This is a genomic window from Nocardiopsis sp. MT53, from assembly GCF_019598965.1.
In the GTDB taxonomy this organism is placed as follows: domain Bacteria; phylum Actinomycetota; class Actinomycetes; order Streptosporangiales; family Streptosporangiaceae; genus Nocardiopsis; species Nocardiopsis changdeensis.
Genome location: NZ_CP080599.1, coordinates 4,332,379 through 4,355,067, shown reverse-complemented (window position 1 = coordinate 4,355,067; position 22,689 = coordinate 4,332,379). Strand labels below are relative to the sequence as shown.

At 71.1% G+C, this 22,689-nt stretch carries 14 protein-coding genes and 2 rRNA genes; 4 read left to right on the top strand and 12 right to left on the bottom strand.

Annotated features, from left to right (window positions below; translation table 11 throughout):
* Positions 1-83: 83 nt before the first annotated feature.
* From K1J57_RS19410 to tyrS, 3 genes are all read right to left on the bottom strand, one after another.
* Positions 84-3,180: ribosomal RNA gene (locus tag K1J57_RS19410) — 23S ribosomal RNA — on the bottom strand.
* A gap of 376 nt (positions 3,181-3,556) precedes the next feature.
* Positions 3,557-5,088: ribosomal RNA gene (locus K1J57_RS19405) — 16S ribosomal RNA — on the bottom strand.
* The 16S and 23S rRNA genes sit together here, the layout of an rRNA operon.
* Positions 5,089-5,869: 781 nt before the next feature.
* Positions 5,870-7,171: a tyrosine--tRNA ligase gene (gene tyrS / locus K1J57_RS19400; protein ID WP_220559982.1), complete on the bottom strand. Its 1,302-nt coding sequence runs from the start codon at positions 7,169-7,171 to the stop codon at positions 5,870-5,872.
* A 252-nt stretch (positions 7,172-7,423) separates the two neighbouring features.
* Here tyrS and K1J57_RS19395 point away from each other — a divergent pair, with 252 nt between their 5' ends.
* From K1J57_RS19395 to K1J57_RS19380, 4 genes are all read left to right on the top strand, one after another.
* Positions 7,424-8,236, top strand: a complete 813-nt coding sequence (locus tag K1J57_RS19395) for an alpha/beta fold hydrolase (RefSeq protein ID WP_220565652.1) — start codon at positions 7,424-7,426, stop codon at positions 8,234-8,236.
* Positions 8,229-8,834, top strand: coding sequence for a TetR/AcrR family transcriptional regulator (locus K1J57_RS19390; RefSeq protein ID WP_220559981.1), 606 nt, complete (start codon positions 8,229-8,231; stop codon positions 8,832-8,834). The genes K1J57_RS19395 and K1J57_RS19390 overlap by 8 nt, the downstream gene beginning before the upstream one ends.
* Entirely contained in the window at positions 8,834-9,415 is a 582-nt protein-coding gene (locus K1J57_RS19385; protein WP_220559980.1) for a permease, read from the top strand. Before K1J57_RS19390 ends, K1J57_RS19385 begins: the two co-directional genes overlap by 1 nt.
* Positions 9,416-9,593: 178 nt before the next feature.
* Positions 9,594-10,295: an HNH endonuclease family protein gene (locus K1J57_RS19380; RefSeq protein WP_220559979.1), complete on the top strand. Its 702-nt coding sequence runs from the start codon at positions 9,594-9,596 to the stop codon at positions 10,293-10,295.
* Positions 10,296-10,391: 96 nt separating this feature from the next.
* Here K1J57_RS19380 and K1J57_RS19375 read toward each other — a convergent pair whose 3' ends face one another.
* From K1J57_RS19375 to argH, 9 genes are all read right to left on the bottom strand, one after another.
* Positions 10,392-10,802, bottom strand: coding sequence for a hypothetical protein (locus K1J57_RS19375; protein ID WP_220565651.1), 411 nt, complete (start codon positions 10,800-10,802; stop codon positions 10,392-10,394).
* A gap of 1,012 nt (positions 10,803-11,814) precedes the next feature.
* Positions 11,815-12,249 (bottom strand): DUF742 domain-containing protein, encoded by a 435-nt coding sequence (locus tag K1J57_RS19370; protein WP_220559977.1) that lies wholly within the window; start codon positions 12,247-12,249, stop codon positions 11,815-11,817.
* On the bottom strand, positions 12,239-15,592 hold the full coding sequence (locus K1J57_RS19365) for a nitrate- and nitrite sensing domain-containing protein (RefSeq protein WP_255646431.1): 3,354 nt from the start codon (positions 15,590-15,592) through the stop codon (positions 12,239-12,241). The genes K1J57_RS19370 and K1J57_RS19365 overlap by 11 nt, the downstream gene beginning before the upstream one ends.
* 254 nt (positions 15,593-15,846) lie before the next feature.
* The gene (locus K1J57_RS19360) at positions 15,847-16,761 is read right to left on the bottom strand and encodes a sirohydrochlorin chelatase (RefSeq protein ID WP_220559976.1); all 915 of its coding nucleotides are present in this window, start codon (positions 16,759-16,761) and stop codon (positions 15,847-15,849) included.
* A 155-nt stretch (positions 16,762-16,916) separates the two neighbouring features.
* Complete coding sequence (locus K1J57_RS19355; protein ID WP_220559975.1) at positions 16,917-17,519, bottom strand: ATP/GTP-binding protein; 603 nt, start codon at positions 17,517-17,519, stop codon at positions 16,917-16,919.
* Positions 17,500-17,961, bottom strand: coding sequence for a DUF742 domain-containing protein (locus K1J57_RS19350; protein WP_220559974.1), 462 nt, complete (start codon positions 17,959-17,961; stop codon positions 17,500-17,502). The genes K1J57_RS19355 and K1J57_RS19350 overlap by 20 nt, the downstream gene beginning before the upstream one ends.
* Positions 17,958-18,392: a roadblock/LC7 domain-containing protein gene (locus tag K1J57_RS19345; protein ID WP_220559973.1), complete on the bottom strand. Its 435-nt coding sequence runs from the start codon at positions 18,390-18,392 to the stop codon at positions 17,958-17,960. Before K1J57_RS19345 ends, K1J57_RS19350 begins: the two co-directional genes overlap by 4 nt.
* A 1-nt stretch (position 18,393) precedes the next feature.
* On the bottom strand, positions 18,394-20,880 hold the full coding sequence (locus tag K1J57_RS19340; RefSeq protein WP_220559972.1) for a nitrate- and nitrite sensing domain-containing protein: 2,487 nt from the start codon (positions 20,878-20,880) through the stop codon (positions 18,394-18,396).
* Positions 20,881-21,264: 384 nt separating this feature from the next.
* Positions 21,265-22,680 carry an argininosuccinate lyase gene (argH, locus tag K1J57_RS19335; RefSeq protein WP_220559971.1) on the bottom strand — a complete coding sequence of 472 codons (1,416 nt, stop codon included), beginning with the start codon at positions 22,678-22,680 and terminating at the stop codon, positions 21,265-21,267.
* Between the last annotated feature and the right edge of the window lie 9 nt (positions 22,681-22,689).

Here is a 22,689-nt window from a genome sequence, read left to right as displayed (position 1 = left end):
ACCACACCCACCAGGGCACAGCACCAGGAAAACCAGATTCCACCAGTTATGTGAAACGTATGCGCGAGCACCCAATTATCTGCAGCGGACAAGCCCTCGGCCTATTAGTACCGGTCAGCTCCACCCCTCACAGGGCTTCCACACCCGGCCTATCAACCCCATCGTCTCTAGGGAGCCTTACCCTCTCAAAGGAGGCAGGAGACCTCATCTCGAAGCAAGCTTCCCGCTTAGATGCTTTCAGCGGTTATCCCTCCCGAACGTAGCCAACCAGCCATGCCCTTGGCAGGACAACTGGCACACCAGAGGTTCGTCCGTCCCGGTCCTCTCGTACTAGGGACAGCCCTTCTCAAGTCTCCAACGCGCACAGCGGATAGGGACCGAACTGTCTCACGACGTTCTAAACCCAGCTCGCGTGCCGCTTTAATGGGCGAACAGCCCAACCCTTGGGACCAACTCCAGCCCCAGGATGCGACGAGCCGACATCGAGGTGCCAAACCATCCCGTCGATATGGACTCTTGGGGAAGATCAGCCTGTTATCCCCGGGGTACCTTTTAGCCGTTGAGCGACACCGCTTCCACACGCCGGTGCCGGATCACTAGTCCCAGCTTTCGCTCCTGCTCGACACGTCCGTCTCACAGTCAAGCTCCCTTGTGCACTTACACTCAACACCTGATTACCAACCAGGCTGAGGGAACCTTTGGGCGCCTCCGTTACTCTTTGGGAGGCAACCGCCCCAGTTAAACTACCCACCAGACACTGTCCCCGAACCGGATCACGGCCCAAGGTTAGATGCCCGAAACAGTCAGAGTGGTATTTCACCAACGCCTCCACCACCACTAGCGTGGCAGTTTCACCGGCTCCCACCTATCCTACACAAACCATCCCAAACACCAATGTCAAGCTATAGTGAAGGTCCCGGGGTCTTTCCGTCCTGCTGCGCGAAACGAGCATCTTTACTCGTAGTGCAATTTCACCGGGCCCATGGTTGAGACAGTGGGGAAGTCGTTACGCCATTCGTGCAGGTCGGAACTTACCCGACAAGGAATTTCGCTACCTTAGGATGGTTATAGTTACCACCGCCGTTTACTGGCGCTTGGATTCCCAGCTTCACAGGGCGAACCCCGTTAACCGGTCCTCTTAACGTTCCAGCACCGGGCAGGCGTCAGTCCGTATACAGCGTCTTACGACTTCGCACGGACCTGTGTTTTTAATAAACAGTCGCTTCCCCCCGCTATCTGCGACCCCACCCAGCTCCAGCCGCAAGGGCTCTCACCAGACAGGGCTCCCCTTCTCCCAAAGTTACGGGGACAATTTGCCGAGTTCCTTAACCATGGTTCACCCGAACGCCTCGGTATTCTCTACCTGACCACCTGCGTCGGTTTAGGGTACTGGCCGCTCACGAACTCGCTAGAGGCTTTTCTCGACAGCATGGGATCACTCACTTCGCCAAAAACGGCTCCGCATCACGTCTCAGCCATTTATGGGGGGCGGATTTGCCAACCCCCCGGCCTACACGCTTACCCCCGGACAACCACCGCCGGGTAGAGCTACCCTCCTGCGTCACCCCATCACTTACCTACTACAAGCTCGGATCCCAGACCAGCACAGCAACCCGTCCCGAAGGACAGAAAGCCGGCCGGCGTGGTTAGCATCACCTGATTCGATACTGGGCGCTCGTGCACGGGTACGGGAATATCAACCCGTTATCCATCGACTACGCCTGTCGGCCTCGCCTTAGGTCCAGACTCACCCTGGGCGGATTAACCTGCCCCAGGAACCCTTAGTCAATCGGCGGCAACGTTTCTCACGTTGCTTTCGCTACTCATGCCTGCATTCTCACTCGCACGCCCTCCACCACACGATCACTCGGCGGCTTCACCGAACGCACGACGCTCCCCTACCAACCCCACCCCAAAGGTGGAGCTTCACAGCTTCGGCGGTGTGCTTAAGCCCCGCTACATTATCGGCGCAGAACCACTTGACCAGTGAGCTATTACGCACTCTTTAAAGGATGGCTGCTTCTAAGCCAACCTCCTGGTTGTCTCAGCAACTCCACAACCTTTCCCACTTAGCACACGCTTAGGGGCCTTAGCTGATGATCTGGGCTGTTTCCCTCTCGACTACGAAGCTTATCCCCCGCAGTCTCACTGCCACGCTTCACTTCACCGGCATTCGGAGTTTGTCTGACGTCAGTAACCTTGTCGGGCCCATCAGCCAAACAGTAGCTCTACCTCCGGCAAGAAACACGCAACGCTGCACCTAAATGCATTTCGGGGAGAACCAGCTATCACGGAGTTTGATTGGCCTTTCACCCCTACCCACACCTCATCCCCCAGGTTTTCAACCCTGGTGGGTTCGGGCCTCCACGAGGTCTTACCCCCGCTTCACCCTGGACATGGGTAGATCACTCCGCTTCGGGTCCACAGCATGCGACTCAAATCGCCCTATTCAGACTCGGTTTCCCTACGGCTACCCCACCCGGGTTAACCTCGCCACACACCATGACTCGCAGGCTCATTCTTCAAAAGGCACGCCATCACCAGATACAAGACCCAGCTCTGACGGCTTGACAGCACACGGTTTCAGGTACTATTTCACGACCCCTCACCGGGGCACTTTTCACCTTTCCCTCACGGTACTAGTGCACTATCGGTCACCAGGACGTATTTTGGCTTAGCAGGTGGTCCTGCCAGATTCACACGGAATTCCTCGGGCTCCGCGCTACTCGGGGACAGCGTCAACACCCGACCAGAACCTTCACCTACGGGACTCTCACCCACTCCGGTACCGCTTCCCAACGGTTTCAGCTAGCTCTGATCTCAAGTGCTCCGGGCCGGCAGACCCGAAAAGACACGCCCCACAACCCCGCACACGCAACGACTGCCGTCTATCACACGCGCACGGTTTAGCCTCTTCCCCGTTCGCTCACCACTACTAGGAGAATCACTGTTGTTTACTCTTCCTACGGGTACTGAGATGTTTCACTTCCCCGCGTCACCACCAACCGCCCTATACATTCAGGCGGCGGCAACCCGACACAACTCGGGCTGGGTTCCCCCATTCGGACACCCACGGATCACAGCTCGGTTGACAGCTCCCCGTGGCCTATCGCGGCCTCCCACGTCCTTCATCGGCGCCTGGTGCCAAGGCATCCACCGTATGCCACTATCACTTGGCCACTACAGATAACAAGATGCTCGCGCACACTATTCACAAATCAAAACACCAACCGCATACCCCAACACCACTCGGCCACCCGGTACACACGGAACACCGACCTCGCGAACGAAGAACGATGCACCAGACCAGGGACTCTGAGAGTTCTCAGAGGCGGTCCGCGGGAACCAACCGACCCGCTGGCCCGAAACCAGGCCAAGGCGAGGGTTGCTTCCTCAGACACCCAACAGCGCGCCCCCCGAGGCTTCTAGGACCCCCAGGAGGAAGTTCGATATGAGTTCTACAGCCATCCCGCTGCTTCCTCAAAGAGAGGAGAACGGGTCCACTTTCGAGTCCGGCCAACCATCGGAAAAGTGTTGGCCTTGAAAGACTCCTTAGAAAGGAGGTGATCCAGCCGCACCTTCCGGTACGGCTACCTTGTTACGACTTCGTCCCAATCGCCAGCCCCACCTTCACTCACTCCCTCCCCGAAGGGTTAGGCCACAAGTTTCGGGTGTTGCCGACTTTCATGACGTGACGGGCGGTGTGTACAAGGCCCGGGAACGTATTCACCGCGGCGTTGCTGATCCGCGATTACTAGCGACTCCACCTTCATGGGGTCGAGTTGCAGACCCCAATCCGAACTGAGACCGGCTTTTAGGGATTCGCTCCACCTCACGGTATCGCACGCCCATTGTACCGGCCATTGTAGCATGTTTGCAGCCCAAGACATAAGGGGCATGATGACTTGACGTCGTCCCCACCTTCCTCCGAGTTGACCCCGGCAGTCTCCCATGAGTCCCCACCATTACGTGCTGGCAACATGGAACAAGGGTTGCGCTCGTTGCGGGACTTAACCCAACATCTCACGACACGAGCTGACGACAGCCATGCACCACCTGTCACCCGCCAACCAAATGACCCTGTATCTCTACAGGTCCACGGGTGATGTCAAACCTTGGTAAGGTTCTTCGCGTTGCGTCGAATTAAGCAACATGCTCCGCCGCTTGTGCGGGCCCCCGTCAATTCCTTTGAGTTTTAGCCTTGCGGCCGTACTCCCCAGGCGGGGCGCTTAATGCGTTAGCTACGGCGCGGAAACCGTGGAAAGTCCCCACACCTAGCGCCCAACGTTTACGGCATGGACTACCAGGGTATCTAATCCTGTTCGCTCCCCATGCTTTCGCTCCTCAGCGTCAGGTAAGGCCCAGAGACCCGCCTTCGCCACCGGTGTTCCTCCTGATATCTGCGCATTTCACCGCTACACCAGGAATTCCAGTCTCCCCTACCTACCTCTAGCATGCCCGTATCCACTGCAGAACCGGGGTTAAGCCCCGGTCTTTCACAGCAGACGCGACACGCCGCCTACGAGCTCTTTACGCCCAATAATTCCGGACAACGCTCGGACCCTACGTATTACCGCGGCTGCTGGCACGTAGTTAGCCGGTCCTTATTCCCCACCTACCGTCAACCCCGGGAGAACCCGGGGCCTGCGTGAGTGGTAAAAGAGGTTTACAACCCGAAGGCCGTCATCCCCCACGCGGCGTCGCTGCGTCAGGCTTTCGCCCATTGCGCAATATTCCCCACTGCTGCCTCCCGCAGGAGTCTGGGCCGTGTCTCAGTCCCAGTGTGGCCGGTCGCCCTCTCAGGCCGGCTACCCGTAATCGCCTTGGTAGGCCGTTACCCCACCAACAAGCTGATAGGCCGCGAGCCCATCCCCGACCGAAGAACTTTCCACCCCCCACCATGCGGAGGAGGGTCGTATCCGGTATTAGACGGCGTTTCCACCGCTTATCCCGGAGTCAGGGGCAGGTTGCTCACGTGTTACTCACCCGTTCGCCGCTCGTGTACCCCGAAGGGCCTTACCGCTCGACTTGCATGTGTTAAGCACGCCGCCAGCGTTCGTCCTGAGCCAGGATCAAACTCTCCATAAAGGTCGTGCACCAAGCCGCGATGGGCTCGGAAACCTAGAAGAAATCCTGACCGAACCATGTCTGGCTCAATCAAAGGAACCTCGCACACTCGAATCTCACCGATTCTCGTGTGACGGGGCCAAAACAAACTTGGCTGTAAAAATCGAACACGCGCTGTTGAGTTCTCAAGAAGCAACCGCCCTTCCCGTACAAGCCCGGAACCTCAGGTCCCGTGTGCTCTTCCGTGGAAGGCGTCTGCGTTTCCGCTTTGTTGTGTCTTCACTTTATCAGTGTTCCCGTTCCTCGCCAAATCGGCGTGGTCCGGAATGGACCGACCAGGAGTGAAGAATTCCTGTTTTCCTTCGCCGCCCTTTTCAGGGCCGCCTCCGAAGCCTACCGCCTGCGGGCGCATGCCCGTGACGCTCTGGTCGGAGTGAAGAGGAGGTGCCGCTTCGACGCGGTCCGGGGCCGAAGACGCCCTCTGGGCGCTCGCCGTCCCGCAGCGGCTCTTTCGAGTATAGGGAGGTGTACCGAGGACGTCAAACCGTGGCCCGGGTCGGGTGTCGAACCGGGGACCTGGCGCCCGTGGGGCGCGGTTGCGTCTCTGGGTCCTGGGGGCCTCGTGCCTCGGGCCGCTCCCCACACCGGGAGCCGTCCACTCACGTGGGCCGTTGTTCATCGGACAACAGTCGTTCTCCCCGGGAGATTCCCCTCGAAACCCTCATACCGGGGCAAATTTTCCGCCTTCCCCGCAACACGAAGGGCCGACGCCCGAAGGCGCCGGCCCCGTGGGTCCCGCGGCTCAGCCGGTCAGGACGACTCCGCCGATGTTGCGCTTGCCCTTGCGCAGCACCACGAACCGCCCCTGGAGGACGTCGTCCTCGGTCAGGCGCGCCTCCACGTCGGTGACCTTGGTGTTGTTCACGTAGGCACCGCCCTCCTGGATGGCGCGGCGGGCCGCGGACTTGCTCGGGGTCAGGCCGCTCTGGGCGAACAGGTCCGCGACCCCCGGCAGATCGGCCACCGGGCCGGACACCTCGGCCTTGGGCACCTCGGCCAGGGCCGCCTCCAGGGTGCGCGCGTCGAGCTCGGAGAGCTCGGCGCGGCCGAAGAGGGCCAGGCTGGCGTCGATGACCTTGCGGCACTCGTCCGCGCCGTGCACCAGGGTCGTGAGCTCCTCCGCCAGGGCGCGCTGGGCGGCGCGGGCCTGCGGGCGCTCCTGCGTCTGGCGCTCCAGCTCGGCGATCTCCTCCTGCGAGCGGAAGCTGAACACCTTGAGGTAGCGGGCCACGTCGCGGTCGTCGGCGTTGAACCAGAACTGGTAGAACGCGTACGGCGAGGTCAGCTCCGGGTCCAGCCACACCGTGCCGGTCTCGGTCTTGCCGAACTTGGTGCCGTCCGCCTTGGTGAGCAGGTTGGTGGTCAGGGCGTGCGCCTGGCCGTGGGGCTCGTTGCCGTCGATCCGGCGGACGAGGTCCAGGCCCGCGGTGATGTTGCCCCACTGGTCGGAGCCGCCGGTCTGGAGCGTGCACCCGAAGCGCCGGTACAGCTGCACGAAGTCGTAGGACTGCAGCAGCACGTAGCTGAACTCGGTGTAGCTCATCCCCTCGCCGTCGAGGCGGCTCTTGACGGTCTCGCGGGCGAGCATCTGGTTGACGCTGAAGTGCTTGCCCACGTCGCGCAGGAACTCGATGGCATTGATCCCCGACAGCCATTCGGCGTTGTTGGCCAGGATCGCGTCGGTCGCCCCCGGGGTCTCCCCCTCCGGGGCGAACCGCAGGAAGGCGGACAGCTGGCCGCGCAGCGCCTCCACCCAGCCGAGCACGGTCTCCACGGAGTTGAGCTGGCGCTCGGCGTTCGGCTTGGGGTCGCCGATCATGCCCGTCCCGCCGCCGACCAGGGCGATGGGCCGGTGGCCCGCCTGCTGGAAGCGGGCCAGGGTGAGGATCTGGGTGAGGTGGCCGACGTGCAGGCTCCCCGCCGTCGGGTCGAAGCCGCAATACAGGGTGATCGGACCATCGGCGAGCGCCTTGCGGAGTGCGTCAAGGTCGGTCGTCTGCGCGATGAGGCCGCGCCACTGGAGTTCGTCGATGATGTCGGTCACTGTGCTTGCTCTCTGATTCGTAGGCGGGCCGGGGCCCGATCTGCCTTGCAGTGTAGGTCGGGCCCGGAGGGGGCACACCCTCTTTTCCCCTCCGCCGCCCCTGACCTGCGCTCCACCGTCACGCTATCGGTTCCGCGGCCGCGGGCGTCCGCACGGCTCCCGGTTCCCCTTCACTAGGGGCTCTTGACACCCGAAGCTAATGCCCTTAGCTTCATGGCTATGGAGATGAGCTTGAGCAGTGGAGAGCGGACCGTGCGACACCTCACCCGGCCCCAGGGGCGGATCGCGTACGACCTGTACGGGGCGGACCACACCGACGGCACCCTGGTGGTCTGCGTGCCCGGGATGTTCGACCACCGCGCGTCCTTCCGGTTCGTGGGCGAGGCCCTGGCCGCGGCCGGGCACCGGGTCGCCGTCATGGACCTGCGCGGGCACGGGGACAGCGACGCGACCTTCGACGACCACACCAACCGGGCCGCGGCCACGGACGCCATCGCGCTGGCCGAGGAGCTGGGCGGGCGGGACGTCGTCATGGTCGGCACCTCGATGGGCGGCGCCGCCGTGACCATCGCCGCACTGGAGCGCCCCGACCTGGTGGCCGGCATCGTTCCCATGGCCGCCTTCCTGCGCGCCGGGAAGCCGAACGTGTTCATGCGGGCCGCCCTGCGGCTGATGCTGCTGCGCCCCTGGGGACCGCGGCTGCTGACCGGCTTCTACGACGGCCTGCACAAGGGCCGCACGCCGCAGGGGCACCGGGAGCAGCTGGACCGGGTCCTGGCGATGCTGCGCCCCGCCGACCGGTTCCGCGCGGTGCGCGACACCGTGAACGCGCCGAACGAGGAGGTCCTGGCCGCGGAGGGCCTGCGCGCCCGGGCCGTGGTCGTCGGCGGCGAGCTGGACCCCGACTGGGCGGACCCGGCGGCGGAGGCCGCCTGGGTGGGCTCGGTCGTCGGCGGCCGGGTGGTGATGCTGCCCGAGTGCGGCCACTACCCCCAGAGCCAGCGGCCCGACCTGGTCGTGCCGGTGCTGGAGGAGCTGATCGCGCAGGTGCGCGCCGATGCCTAGGGCCGGACTCACACCCGAGCTGGTGGTCGCCGAGGCCGCCCGGCTGGTGGACGAGCAGGGCTGGGAGGCGTTGTCCCTGGCCGCGGTGGCCAAGCGGTTCGGCGTGGCCGTGCCCAGCCTGTACAAGCACGTGGAGGGCCTGCCGGGGCTGCGGAGCGGGATAGCGGTGCTGGCCGCGAACGAGATCGGCGAGGCCGTCCAGCGGGCGGCGGTGGGCCGCTCCGGGCCGGACGCGCTGCGTGCCTGCGCCGACGCCTACCGCGCCTACGCCCACGCGCACCCCGGGCGCTACGTCCACCTGCAGCGGCTCCCCCGGATGGCCGCTCCCGACGTGAAGCTGGACACCGATCCGGTCGCGGTGCTGGCGGCGGTGCTGCGCGGGTTCGGGATCACCGAGGACCGGTCGGTGCACGCGGTCCGGGCGCTGCGCAGCGCGCTCCACGGCTTCGTGGACCTGGAGGTGCAGGGCGGGTTCGGCCTGCCCGAGGACGTGGACGAGAGCTTCGCGCTGCTGGTGGAGGGCTTTGTGCGCGCTTACCGGGACTGGCCCGGGAACGGGGACGACGGCGGGGCGGCCCGCGGGCGGAGGGCGGACTGATGCTGGCGGGACACTTCGGGGTGGCCGGGATCGTCAAGGCGTGGCGGCCGGAGATACCGATGGCGGCGCTGCTGGTGGCCTCACAGGTCCCCGACCTGGTGTTCGCGCCACTGGCCGCGCTGGGCGCGGAGTCCATGGCGCCCGCCGCCCCCGGGCTGAGCGGGTACGGGTCGCTGCTCATCACGGCGCCGTTCTCGCACGCCCTGGTGTCGAACGTGGTGTTCGCGGTGGTCGTGGGGCTGCTGGTGCATGTGTTCCTGCGGGGGCGGTGGGGGCCCGATGCCGGGTGGGTGCTGGGCGGGGTGGTGTTCTCGCACTGGCTGCTCGACCTGCTGGTGCACCGGCCCGACATGCCGCTGCTGCCCGGCGGTTCCGGACCGCCGCTGCTGGGCCTGGGCCTGTGGGAGGCCCCCGTGGCGGCGGCCGTGGTGGAGGGCGCGCTGGTGGCGGCCGGGGCGCTGCTGTACGGGTGGCGCACGCTGCGGGACCTGCCGGACCACCGGGGACGTGCGTGGGTGTACAGCGCGGGTGTGGGGCTGCTCCTGGCCGGATCGTTCGTGTTCGACCTCGTCGCCTCCTGAGCCCCTCCCGTCCCATGGGCACCAGGGGGCGGCGGACCGCTCGGCGGTCCCCGTTCCGGTCGTCCGGATCGGGGGCGGCGTCGCCGAATGTTCCCGACCGGCCCCGGAATGCGACAAGCTGGAGGTCGGCGCCGCTCCACGGCGGCGCTCCCCGTTCACCAGCCCGTGGAGTTCCCTCATGGCCGATAAGAAGTCGTCGTCGAAGCTGGGCGGGATCATCTCCGCCGTCGTCGGCGCGATCGTCGTCGCAGCGTTCGTCCTGTACCAGCTCGGGATCATCGACCTGGGCCTGGAGGAGGACACCGGCGCCCCTCGGGACGGCGCCCCCTCCTCCCCCTCCGGGGACGTGTCCGTCGAGCAGGCCCGGACCATGCTGGACGAGCTGACCGTCGAGGCGGAGAACGACCCGCCCGGATACGACCGCGCGATGTTCCCCCACTGGAGCAGCCAGGACGGGTGCGACACCCGGCAGACGGTGCTGGAGCGCTCCGGCGAGAACGTGGAGATGAACGAGGACTGCCGCGCGGTCTCCGGGTCCTGGTACAGCGCCTACGACGGCGAGACCTTCACCGACCCCCAGGACCTCGACATCGACCACATGGTGCCGCTGAAGGAGGGCTGGCGCTCGGGGGCCCACGCGTGGACCACCGAGGAGCGGGAGCGGTTCGCCAACGACCTGGAGTCGTCGCCGCAGCTGTGGGCGGTCAGCGCCACGACCAACCGGTCCAAGGGCGACGCCGACCCCGCCGACTGGATGCCCCCACTGGAGTCCGTGCACTGCGAGTACGCGGCCGCGTGGATCGAGGTCAAGCACGTGTGGGACCTGAGCGTGGACACCGACGAGGAGGCCGCGCTGCGCGGGGTGCTGGACGGCTGCTGAGCCGCCGCCCCGGCGCCGCCCGCGGGGCGGCTCCGGAGTCGGGCCCGGCCCGGCGTACCGCGGAGGACGTCCGCGGCGCGCCGGGCCGCTCCCTTCTCAGCGGGGGTCGGCGAGGGTGATCCCCCGGGCGGTGGCCAGCAGTTCTTCGGGACCGAGGATCCCGAAGGCGTCGCGGACCTCCACCGCGACGCCCGTTCCCGGGGTCCAGAAGGCCTCGGTCTCACCGTGCAGCGCCGGGACCCCGCCGTTGTCGAACGGGGTGAGTTCCCACTCGTCGGGGTCGCGCTCGTGGTACTCGGCGAGGAAGGCCCGCAGCGCGTCCAGGTCGGTGAGCCCGTCCCCGCGCAGGACCAGGACCTGGAGCACCACCTCGGCGCCTCCCCCCTCCCGGGGGCGTTCCCACACCCTGCTGGAGAAGGCGACGTCCCCCCACTCGTACTCGAAGTCGGAGACCGAGGTCCGGTCGTCGATCGCCACTGGCAGATGTCCGATGCTGAAGCCGTCCAACTCTCCCCCTCGTAGGTCGGTGACGGCGGCGGCCGTCGTGAGCGCGAGCGTGAACACCGCGGCGAGGAACGCCGCGAGCGGGCGGATGAAGGACATGGGACCTCCGACCGGCGCGGTGCGGGACCTTCCCGGACCGTCCGGCTCCCTTTCATGCTGGGCCGCTCACGAGGTCGGGACCAGCGTGTTCCGGAACCTGTGGATAACTCCGTTGCGACACGCGCCGCCACCCGGTTCGGTCCCCTTCCCGCTCGCGCCCGGGTCAATCCGGCGGGGTGGGGGACGTCGGGGGACGGGCGGGGGACATCGGGGTGCCGTCCGGGGGAACGGGAACCGGCCGGGGACGGGGATGGGAACGGGGGCGGGGACGGCTCCACCCCGGGGACGGTCGTGCCCGGGGCGGGCGGGAACGGTCGTGTCCAGGGCGGTCATGGCCGCTCCCTTCTGAGTTCGGTCGCCGCCGATCCGTCGAGAAGGCGCACGCAGGCGGAGGGCCGCTCGTGCCCGGGGGCCGGGACCGGTCGGGACCGGGCCGGCGCCGGTCGGCGGAGGAAGCGCGCACGAGCGGAGGGCCGGTCGCATCCGGAGCGGTTGGGGCCGGATACCGCTGGGCCGCCGGTCCAGGGAAAGGGCGCGCGTGGGCAGAGGGCCGACCGTGGCCGGAGCGGCCGTGGCCGGGATGGCCGTGGCCGGGATGGCCGGGGCCGGTCGGCACCGGGCCGCGGAGAGGGCGCACACCGATGGAGAGCCGGTCCGGGCCGGACGCCACCGGACAGCGGAGGAAGCGCGCACGGGCAGAGGGCCGGCCGCGGCCGGGGCGGCCGGGGCCGGCCAGCGGAGGGCGCGCATGGGCGGAAGACCGGTCGTGGCCGGGGCCGGACGCCGCGGGGCCGCCGGTCCGCGGAGGGCGCGCACGGGCAGAGGGCGACCGGGGCCGGGATGGCCGGGGCCGGGCCGCGGAGAGGGCGCGCACCGGTGGAGGACCGGTCCGGGCCCGTCGCCGCGGGTGCGGGCGTTACAGGGAGCGCAGGCCGACGAGGACGGCGTGCAGGATGTCCTTGCGGGCCAGCGGGCGGGAGGGGCCGCACCGTTGCAGGGAGCCGTCCGCGATCATGCGGGCGGCCATCTCCCTGACCTGGCCGACGGGGAGGTTGACCTCGGCGGCCAGCTCGACGACGGTGCGGGCCCGCAGGGCATGGCGGAGGATGGCCTCGCGCTCCGGGCGCAGCCATTCCCGGCGCCCCGGGGTGCGCGCGGCGACCACCAGGGTGAGCAGGTCCAGCGTCTCGGGACCCGGACCCGGGCCGGTTCCGTCCGGGTCCCCTGCGGCCACGGCGAACGGGCGCAGGAACCGCTCCTCGGCCCGGTCCGGGTCGGCCCCGCCGTCGGGGTCGAGGTCCGCGCCTTCCCCTTCGTGCCGGGCCAGGGCCCGGCGTCCGTCATGGCTCACTGTGTCCTCCCGGTGGTGTGGGGGCCGGTACTCGGGGGACGTCCCGCTCGCGGGGCGCGGGGCGTTTGGGCAGGGGCGCCCGTTCCGGGTCCGGGGGGCCGTCGGGGGCCCGACGGGAGCGCCGGGGGCCCTCGGCGCGGTCGTCGGGGGCGCCGCGCGGGTCCCCGTCGGCGGGCCGGCCGTCCGGGGTCGGGAAGGGCGCGGTCGGTGCGCCGTCCGGCCACGGGCCGGCCGGGCGGCCGTGGTCGGGGCCGACGGGGCGGGGGCCGGTGAACCCCGGGGGCAGGTCGCGGCGGGGGGCCGGGCGACCGTTCTCGGGCGCCGTGCCGGGGCGCGGCGGGGCCGGGTCGGGGCGGCGGTGCTCCGCCGTCAGGTGGGGCAGGGGTTCGGTGGGGTCGCCCGGGTACCCGCCCGGGGCTCCGGGCGCCGCCCCGGGTCCGGTGGCGCGGAAGGGATCGGTGCGGTGCCGCGGTTCGGCGTGGTGCCGACGGAGGTCACCGAGCACCTCCTGCGGGCCGCTGTCCCCCCAGCGCACGTCCCACTGCCGGTCGGCGTCCGGGCCCGGGCCGCCGGGGCGGGGGTCCGCGGGGTACCGCGGCCGCCGCTCGCCGGCGGGCACGTCGTCGAAGGCGGGTGGTTCGGCGAACAGGTCGATCTCGCCCGGGGCGTCGGCCGGGTGCGGCCCGCGCGGGGGCTCCCCGGCCGGCGGGCGGGGGTCGGCCGGTGCCTGCGGGCCGGTGGTCCGGACACGGTCGGCGTCCGGGCCGGGCCCGCCCGGGGCGTCGCCCGCGGCGGCCCGGGGTCCGACGCTCCGGACCGGACCCGTGTGAACGCCGGCCCCGTCGCCGGGGGCCGCCTGCGCGCCGGTGCCCGGGAGCCGTTGCGGGCCCGTCTCCCCGCCGCCGGAGGCGGCCCGGGGTCCGGTGACCGGGATCGCGCCCGAGTGGAGGGCCGGCCGGCCGGTTCCGGGGCCGGGGACCGCGCGGGGACCGGTGTCCCGGACCGGTTCGGGGCGCGGGCCCCCCGGTTCCGCGGGGCCGTCGTCGGCGAAGGCCGCCAGGGGCCCGGTGGGCCGGGGCGGTTCGGTGTACGGGTTCGGGGCGCCCGAGGGCCCGACGCGCTCGGGGGGCGTTCCGGTGCGGGGGTCCGGCTCCGCGGGGTCGGCGGTGCCGGGGTCGCCGGTGTCGGGGCCCTCGGCGGCGACCGGCCGCAGGTCGGGCCCATCCTCCGGGGCGGCCCAGCGTTCCGGCTCGCGTTCGGGGCGCACGCCCGCGGGGGCGGACCCGGCCCGGGCCTCCGACAGGCCGAACGCCCGGCGCACGTCCCCCTCGGGGGGAGCCGCCGCGGCCGGGACCACGCCGCGCGGGCCGGCGGCCGGCGGGGCGTCGGCGGGCTCCAGCAGGGACTTGGGAACGAGGGTGATCGCCCGGGTGCCCCCGTACGGCGAGGGCTCCAGCCACACCCGCACGCCGTGGCGTTCGGCCAGGCGGGCCACCACGAACAGTCCCAGCCTGGGGTCGTCGGGCAGCGCCATCACGTCGAACTCAGGCGGCCGCGCCAGGGTGCGGCGGGCCTGCTCGTACCCGTGCTCGGACATGCCCAGGCCGCGGTCCTCGACCTCCACCAGCAGTCCCTCCGGGCAGGGGCCGCAGCCCACGTCCACCGGGGTGCCCGCCGGGGAGAACTGGGTGGCGTTCTCGATCAGCTCGGCCAGCAGGTGCACGATGTCGGCGACGGCCTGGCCGTGCATGAGCATGCGGGGCGCCGAGGTCAGCCGGACCCGTTCGAAGTCCTCGGTCTCGGCGATGGCGGCGCGCAGCACGTCCACGAGGGGGCGCGGCTGGCGCCAGCGGCGGGCGGACTGGCCCCCGCCGAGGATGATGAGGTTGTCGGCGTACCGGCGGGCCCGAGTGGTGAGGTGGTCGAGCCGGAACAGCCGGCCGAGGGCCTCGGGGTCCTGTTCGTCGTACTCGATCTCATCGAGCAGCCGCAGCTGGCGCTGGACGAGGTTCTGGTTGCGGAAGGCGATGCCCAGGAACGCCTTGTTGGCGCCGCGGCGGATCTCCGCCTGCCGCACGGCCGCCTCGACGGCGGTGAGCTGGGCGCTGTCGAACGCCTCGGCGACCTGGCCGATCTCGTCGTCGCCGAACTCGTCCAGCGGGGGCAGCTCCTCGTGGGCGTCCACCCGGTCCCCGCGCTGGGCCCGCTCGACGATGTCGGGCAGGTCGTCGTCGCGCTCCATGACGCGTTCGCGCAGCAGGGCGAGCCGGTCGGTGAGGCGCCGGGAGGAGCGGCGGACGGTGGCCAGGGCGATGGCGCCGCCGGCCAGGCTGACCAGGGCGGCCGCCACCCCGAAGGACACCTGAGCGAGGGAGGCCCTCCAGGCCAGGTCCACGGTCCGGTCGGCCTGGGCGCGGGCCAGCTCGTCGATCAGGGCGACGGAGGCGCCGGAGGACTCGTCCCAGTCGGCGCCGTCGACGTCGACGGCGGTGCTCCACTCCGGGGACGGGCCCTGCCCGGGGTCGTCGGCGGCGGTCGCCGGGGAGCGGGTGACGACCCTGCGGCTGATGTCCTCGGCCCGGATCCAGGCCGGGTCGGCCGCCATCTCCTCCTGCCGGGCGCCCACGGCCGGTGAGAGCAGGGGGGCGGCCTCGGCCAGGGTGTCGCGGTAGGAGGCGGTGAGGTAGGTGAAGTGGGCGGTCTCCTCATAGCCCATCGTGCCGCGGGCGGTGACCCCGGCCAGGAGGGCGTCGGCGGTGGAGTACTCGGCGGCGGCACGCAGGAGCTCGCTGGTCAGGACGGCGTCGGTGAGGTTCTCCCCGCCGTCGGTGGTGTGCACCAGGGCGGTGGTGACGGCGGTGGCGCCGTCGAGGACCTCCGCGTAGCCGACCAGGATCTGCTCCTGGACGGCGGAGCCGTCGTCCAGGGCGGTGCGCAGGGCCGGCAGGGTCTGGGCGGCCTCGGTGAACGCGTCGGCGCTGCGGCGGACCTCGTCGTCGCGGGTGGCCTCCAGGCGCCCGGCGAAGCCGACGGCGTCGGCGACGGCGGCGTCGGTGCGGGAGCGCTGCTCGCGCAGGGCCTCGGTGTCGACGGCCTCCCCCGCTTCGAGGCGACCCAGGTGGACCAGGCCCATGCGGCGCTCGGAGCGCAGCTCCAGAACGGCGGTGGCGAAGACCTCCGTGCCCTCGCGGGCCTGGACGACGGCGCCCATGAGCCGGACGGCCTGCACGGTGCCGACGGCGGCGACGATCAGCCACAGGGCCAGGAAGCACAGGCTCGGCACGAGCACGATGCGGTTGAGCTGCCCACGGATCGTGGACGCTTTGACGCGGGTTCTGCGCATGGCCCCTCCAGCCTGTGCGGGTGCCGGGCCGGGGGGCCTCGGCGGCTTTCGGTCGTGCCGAGGCTATCGAAAAATCATGGCGGAACGCTGTCAAATGATTACTACGAGTTGTCTTCGGAGATACGGAAGACCCGTGACGACCTTCCCGAACGCCCTCGAAGCTCCAGGTCGAGGCGCCTGTGAACGGCGGCGGGGCCGCCCGCCGAAGCGGACGGCCCCGTGAACACGCCTCATCCCACGGCGTGTCGCCGTGCTCAGGCCTCCGGGCGGTGGCGCGAGCCGACCGGGGCGGGCAGCTGGTCGGCGGTCGGCGGCTGCTCCACGCCCAGCGAGTTGAGGATCTCGGCGTAGCGCAGCGCGGCGATCTTGCCGAGCAGGCCGTCGGCGCCCAGCGGGGCGCCCAGGCGCGCGCCGAACCGCTCCGCGGTGGCCGACAGGTCCGCACGCAGCTCCGGGCCCAGGGCGCTGGGGGCGATGACCGGGCGACGGCAGCCGCCCTGGCGCAGCTGCCCGATGGCCTGCTCCAGGGCCGCCTCGTTCTCCAGGTCGGCGGGCAGCACGGTCAGCCCCAGGCGGGCGGCCAGCAGGACGGCGGTCACCCCGGCCGCGGCCACGGCGGCCTCGCCGCCGACCGCGCCGACCACCACTCCGTCGGCCATACCGGTGTCGCGGGCCACGACGCTGATCAGGCGCATGCGGTCGGCCCGCACATAGCCGCTCTCGGCCAGCCGCAGGTGCAGGACCTCGGCGAGCATCGGGTGCGGGCCCAGGCCCTCGCTGACGCGCACGTCGGCGCCGGAGGCGCGCACGGCGGCGTCGATGGCGGCCGAGACCCCGGCGTGCGGGGCGGTGACCAGGGGGACGACCACGCCGGTCAGCGGCCGCTCGCCGTCGCCCTGGAGGCCGGACAGCGCCTCGGCGAGGGTCTCCTCGTCGCCTTCCAGGTGCCCGTGGCGGATCGTCACCTCGGGCCGGTAGGCGCGCACCAGGTCGGCCATGCGGGCGCCGATGGACTCACCGTCGACGCCCCGGGCCCGCTCCGCGGTGCCGGGGACCGCCATGATCAGGGTCGGGGTCCCGAACCAGTCGTCGAAGGACAGCGGGTTCCGATGGCGGCCGGACCGCCGCTTGGGCAGTTCGCGTGGGGGGAGTCGATCTGAGTTTCGCATACCAGGATTCAGGATGAGAGGCGGACGGATCGCCCGGTCGGAGCGTTGTCACTGACGCGCCATTGTAGCGTTCCAGGGCATATCCACGGGTGTGTCTCCCGAACGTACACCGGACCGTTCCCCCGCCGGCGGGGCGGGGTACCACCCCGGCGGGCTCACCCGCTCAGGGCCGGCCTGCGGCCGTGGATGACATGGGTGACCAGGGCGACCAGCACGTCCCGGCAGGAGGCGCGGTCGCGGGCGTCGGCGAGGACGACGGGCACCGAGGCGTCCACGTCCAGGGCCCTGCGCACCTCCTCGGGATCGTAGTCCTCGGCGCCCTCGAAGCGGTTGACCGCCACCACGAAGGGCACGCCGCGGCGCTCGAAGAAGTCCACCGCGTGGAAACAGGTCTCCAGGCGGCGGGTGTCGGCCAGGACCACCGCGCCCAGGGCGCCCTCGGCGAGCTCGTCCCACATGAACCAGAAGCGGTCCTGCCCGGGCGTGCCGAACAGGTAGAGGACGACGTCGGGGTTGACGGTGATGCGGCCGAAGTCCAGGGCGACGGTGGTGGTGGTCTTGTCCTCCACTCCCCCGAGGTCGTCGATCCCGTAGCTGGCCTCGGTCATCACCTCCTCCGTGCTCAACGGGGTGATCTCGCTGACCGAGGCCACCATGGTGGTCTTCCCGGCGCCGAAGCCGCCGGCGATGATGATCTTGACCGCCTGGGGGATCGCCTCGGCCTCCCCCGGCCTGGTCTCAGAGTCTGCGGATGCCATCGAGTACCGCCTGCAGCACTTTCTTCTCGGGGAGCTGGGAGATGGGCGTCGCCGCCCGGGTGCGGATGTCGCCGTCGGCGAGCAGGTCGCCCAGCAGCACCCTGACCACGGTGAGGGGGATGTCGAGCCGGGCGGAGACCTCGGCCACCGAGATGGGCCTGCGGCACAGCTCGAGGATGGCCCGGCGCTCGGGTTCCAGCGGCCGCTCGCGCCGGTCGCGGGCGGCCACCACGATGGTGATGAGGTCGAGCCGGGGGCCCGCGGCGGTGGGCCGGACCCGGCCGCGGGTCAGCGTGTAGGGGCGGACCAGGGCCCCCTCCACGGCGCCGCCGGGGGACAGCCCCTCGGCGGGGCCCTCGGACGTGGGGTGCCCGCGCCCGGGGTGCCAGGGCGGGGAGGTGCGGCGGGAGGCCGGGCTCCGGCGTTCCTCCTGCGCGGTCATGAGCCGGCACCCCCGGTGGCGGTGAGCTCGCCGGGCCGGCGGGGCGCGGCGGTGAGGAACTGGCCCACCCGCTTGACCCGCAGGTTCATCTCGTAGGCGACCAGGCCCACGTCGGCGTCCTCGGTGGCCAGCACCGCCAGGCAGGCCCCGGCCCCGGCGGCGGTCACGAAGAGGTAGGAACGCTCCATCTCCACCACGGTCTGGCGGACGTCGCCGCCGCCGAAGTGGCGGCCGGTGCCGCGGGCCAGGCTCTGGAAGGCGGAGGCCAGGGCCGACAGGTGTTCGGCGTCCTCGGGAGGCAGGTCCCGGGACCGGCCCAGGAGGAGTCCGTCGGCCGACAGCACGATCGCGTGCGCGGCCCCCACGACCCGGTCGGCCAGGTCGTCCAGGAGCCAGTCGAGGTTGTCCACGGCGTTGCTCTTGCCCACCATCTCAGTCGTTCTCTCCCGTGTGGTCGTCGGTGCTGCCACCGACATGGCTGTCGTACTGCCGCCCGTCCCCGTCGACGTCCGCGGCGCGGCCCCGGCGGGTGCCCGCGCTGAAGGCGTCCATCATCCGGCGGGCCTCCTCCGGGCTGCGGGCGCTCGGCGGCGGGGCCTGCTCCTCCCCCGGTTCCGGTGCGGGCGAATGTCTGAGCTGGGGGGCGAGGCTGGCCTGCCGCCTGCGCCGGGGCAGGTCGGGGCGGTCTCCGCCGGCCGCCGCGCGGTCGGCGGTGCGGGAGGGGCCGCCGTCCGCGGGTGTGCCGTCGTGCGGCCCGTCCGGGGCCGGCAGGTCGGGGACGCTGCGCAGGACCGGGGCGCGGTGCCCGGCGCCGTCCCCGTGCCCGTCGGGCGGGGGCACCGGGCGCAGCCGGGGCCGGGGCGGTGCGGCCCCGTCGTCGGCGACCAGGACGCCGACCGCGGTCCCGGCGTCCGCCCCCTCCTGGGCCGGGGCGTGCTGGACGCGGCGCGCGGCGGGCCGGGAGTGGTCGGGCGCCGCCCCGGCGGCGGTGAACAGCGCTCCGGGCAGGAGCACGACGGCGCGGGTGCCGCCGTAGGGCGAGGGCCGCAGCTCCACCTGGACGTCGTGCTTGACGGCCAGCCGGGCGACCACGAACAGGCCCAGGCGGGCGTCGGTGCCCGGCGCCATGACGTCGAACTCGGGCGCCTCGCTGAGGGTGGTGTTGGCGCGGGTCAGGGCGTCCTCGGTCATGCCCAGGCCGCGGTCCTCGATCTCGACGGCCACGCCCTTGGGCACGGTCTCGGCGGAGATGGTGACGTCGGTGTGCGGGGGCGAGTAGGCGGTGGCGTTCTCCACCAGTTCGGCGAGGAGGTGGATGACGTCGGCGACGGCGGCGCCGGCCAGGGAGAGCTCGGGCACGGCGGTGACGTGGACCCGGGCGTACTCCTCGGTCTCCGACACGGCGCCCCGCAGGATGTCGATCAGCGGGATCGGCCGGCGCCAGCGCCGCCCGGGCCGGGCGCCGCCGAGGATGATGAGGTTCTCGGCGTGGCGGCGGCCGCGGGTGGCCAGGTGGTCGAGCCGGAAGATGCTCTCCAGCAGGTCGGGGTCGTCCTCCTCGCGCTCGATCCGGTCCAGCAGCTGGAGCTGGCGCTGCACGAGCGACTGGTTGCGGTGGGCGATGCCCAGGAAGACCCGGTTGACCCCCGACCTCAGCTCGGCCTGTTTGACGGTGGCGGCGACGGCGGTGCGCTGGGCGATGTTGAAGGCGTCGGCGACCTGGCCGACCTCGTCGTCGCCGTGGTCGAGCTGCTTGATCTCGGCGTCGGGGTCGACGCTCTCCCCGGCCTCCAGGCGGCGCACGATGCGGGGCAGGTCGACGCGGGCGACGCCCAGGGTCTCGGCGCGCAGCCGGGCCAGCCGGCGGGTGAGGCGTCCGGCGGAGCGGGCGGCCACACCGTAGGCGACGGTGCCCGCGAACAGGGAGGTGATGCCGCCGCCCAGGGCGAGGCTGAGCATCCAGGCGCTGGCGGCCTCGGTGGCGGTGACCACGTCGCCGGCCCGGCGGGCGGTGAGGTCGGCCAGTTCGGCGTTGACCCGGTCGGCCTCGGCCCGCCAGTCGGCCAGCCCGGCGGGCGGCGAGGTGTCGCGGACGATCTCGGCGGTGACCGGGTCGAGGGAGGCGGGCGCCTCGTGGGAGCCGATGGCCGCGCCGATCTCCAGGAGCCGCTGCCAGGGGCCGCTCCGCGTGACGGCCGCGGGGGTGGGCGCCCCGGCGTCGTCCCCGGGGTGGACGGTGTCCAGGCGCAGGCGGGCGTCGTGGAGCAGGGCGGTGATCCGCGTCTGCTCGTCCCGGGTGAGGTCGCCGCGGACGGCCACGGCGGCGACCAGGGCGTCGGCGTGGCTGAAGGACTCCTGGGCCCAGAGCAGGTCGGTGGTGGCGGCGGCCTCGGCGGAGGCGCCGCCGTCGTCCAGGGAGCGGATGGTGCCGGAGTACAGGCGGATGCCCCGGTGGATCGCCGAGGTGTAGGCCTCCAGGGTGTCGGCGCCGGCGGCCGGGGGGTCGGCCAGGGCGGCGGTGCGGGCCGCGGCGACGGCGTCGAAGGAGGCCAGGAGGTCCTCGGTGAGGGCGGGGGTGCCGGGGTCGTCCCGGTCTCCCAGGGAGCCGTCGAGGCCGCGGACGGTATCGACGGCCTCGTCGGTGAGGCGGGCGCGGTCGGCCAGCGCCCGGCGGCTCCCGGACCCGGGGTCGGCCAGGTACTCGGCGGCCAGGCGGCGCTCCTCCTGTAGCCGGGTGAGCGCGGTGACCAGGTGGATGCCCGCCCGGCCCTCGGCCACCGCCGAGCGCAGCGAGACGGCCTGGGCCAGCGTCGCCATGCTGAGCAGGACGAACAGGGCCAGGAAGGTGATGCTCGGGATCAGCACGATCCTGTTGAGCTGCGCCCGGATGCCGCGGCCTCGGCCTCCCGGTCTTCCCATTGCGCTCCTCCAGCGGACTGACCGCGGGCACCGGTCGGCGTGGTTCCGACGCGGATCATCACCGTGTGCACCGGAGAGGGCACTCAGCGGCACCCGCGGACTTCGGACGCTATCGCACCGTCGGACGGGCCGCCGGGGAAACGGCGAAATACGCCCGGGTCCGGGTGCCCGCCGCGCGTTCGGCGCCCGTGGGCCGCCCCGGCACCCGCCCCGTGCCGGGAGGGGGAAGCGCGGCAGGGCGCCCCGAGGTCTCGGGACGCCCTGCCGTGTGGACCGCTGGAATGGACTAGGACCTGTCCTTGAACGCCCTCCTGTGCCATGGGGGGTTCGCGAGGCGCCGGCGGGGTTCTGGAGGCCCCGCAGGAACAGTCCAAAGAACGCGGTCTAGGAGAAGGCCTTGCGGTTCTCCTCGACGGCGGCGCGGAGCCGTTCGAGCTGTTCCGCGACGCGGACGGGCGCGGTGCCGCCCCGGCCGGCGCGCGAGGCCAGGGAGCCCTCCACCGCCAGCACCTCGCGCACCGCGGGGGTCAGGTGCGGGGAGATCGCGGCGAAGTCGTCGTCGGACAGGTCGGGCAGGTCGATGCCGCGCTCCTCGCACACCCGCACGCAGGTCCCGGCGATCTCGTGGGCGTCGCGGAACGGCACCCGCTCGCGGACCAGCCACTCGGCGATGTCGGTGGCCAGCGAGAAGCCCTGCGGGGCCAGCTCGGCCATCCGGTCGGTGTGGAAGGTCAGGGTCGCGACCATGCCGGTCATCGCGGGCAGCAGCAGGTGGAGGGTGTCGACGGCGTCGAACACCGGCTCCTTGTCCTCCTGGAGGTCGCGGTTGTAGGCGAGGGGCAGGCCCTTGAGGGTCGCGAGCAGCCCGGCGAGGTCGCCGATGAGGCGGCCCGCCTTGCCGCGGGCCAGCTCGGCCACGTCCGGGTTCTTCTTCTGGGGCATGATCGACGACCCGGTGGAGAAGGCGTCGTCGAGGGTGACGAAGGAGAACTCCTTGGTCGCCCAGAGGATGACCTCCTCCGACAGCCGGGACAGGTCCACGCCGATCATGGCGGTGACGAACGCGAACTCGGCGACGACGTCGCGGGAGGCGGTGCCGTCGATGGAGTTCTCCACCGAGGCGGGGAAGCCCAGCTCGGCGGCGACGGCCTCGGGGTCCAGGCCCAGGGAGGACCCGGCCAGCGCGCCGGAGCCGTAGGCGGACACGGCGGCGCGGCGGTCCCAGTCGCGCAGGCGCTCGATGTCGCGCACCAGCGGCCAGGCGTGCGCCATGAGGTGGTGGGCCAGCAGCACCGGCTGGGCGTGCTGCAGGTGGGTGCGGCCGGGCATGGCCGCGCCGGGGTGGGCGGCGGCCTGGTCGGCCAGGGCGTTGACCAGCTCCAGCAGCCCGGCGGCGATCGCCCGGGCCTCCTCCCGCAGGTACATGCGGACGAGGGTGGCGATCTGGTCGTTGCGGGAGCGCCCGGCGCGCAGGCGTCCGCCCAGCTCGGCGCCGACCCGCTCGATGAAGCCGCGCTCCAGGGCGGTGTGCACGTCCTCGTCCTCCAGGACGGGAGTGAAGGCGCCCGAGGCGACGTCGGCCTCCAGCCGGTCGAGGCCGGCGATCATGCGGTCGAGCTCGTCCCCGGTGAGCAGTCCGGCGCGGTGCAGCGCCCGGGCGTGGGCGCGCGATCCGGCGATGTCGTGGCGGGCGAGCCGCCAGTCGAAGTGGGTGCTCAGCGACAGCCGGGCCAGGGCCTGGTCCGGTCCGCCCTCGAAGCGGCCTCCCCACAGGCGCAGCGCCTCGGGCTGGTCGGCCATGGTGTGGTT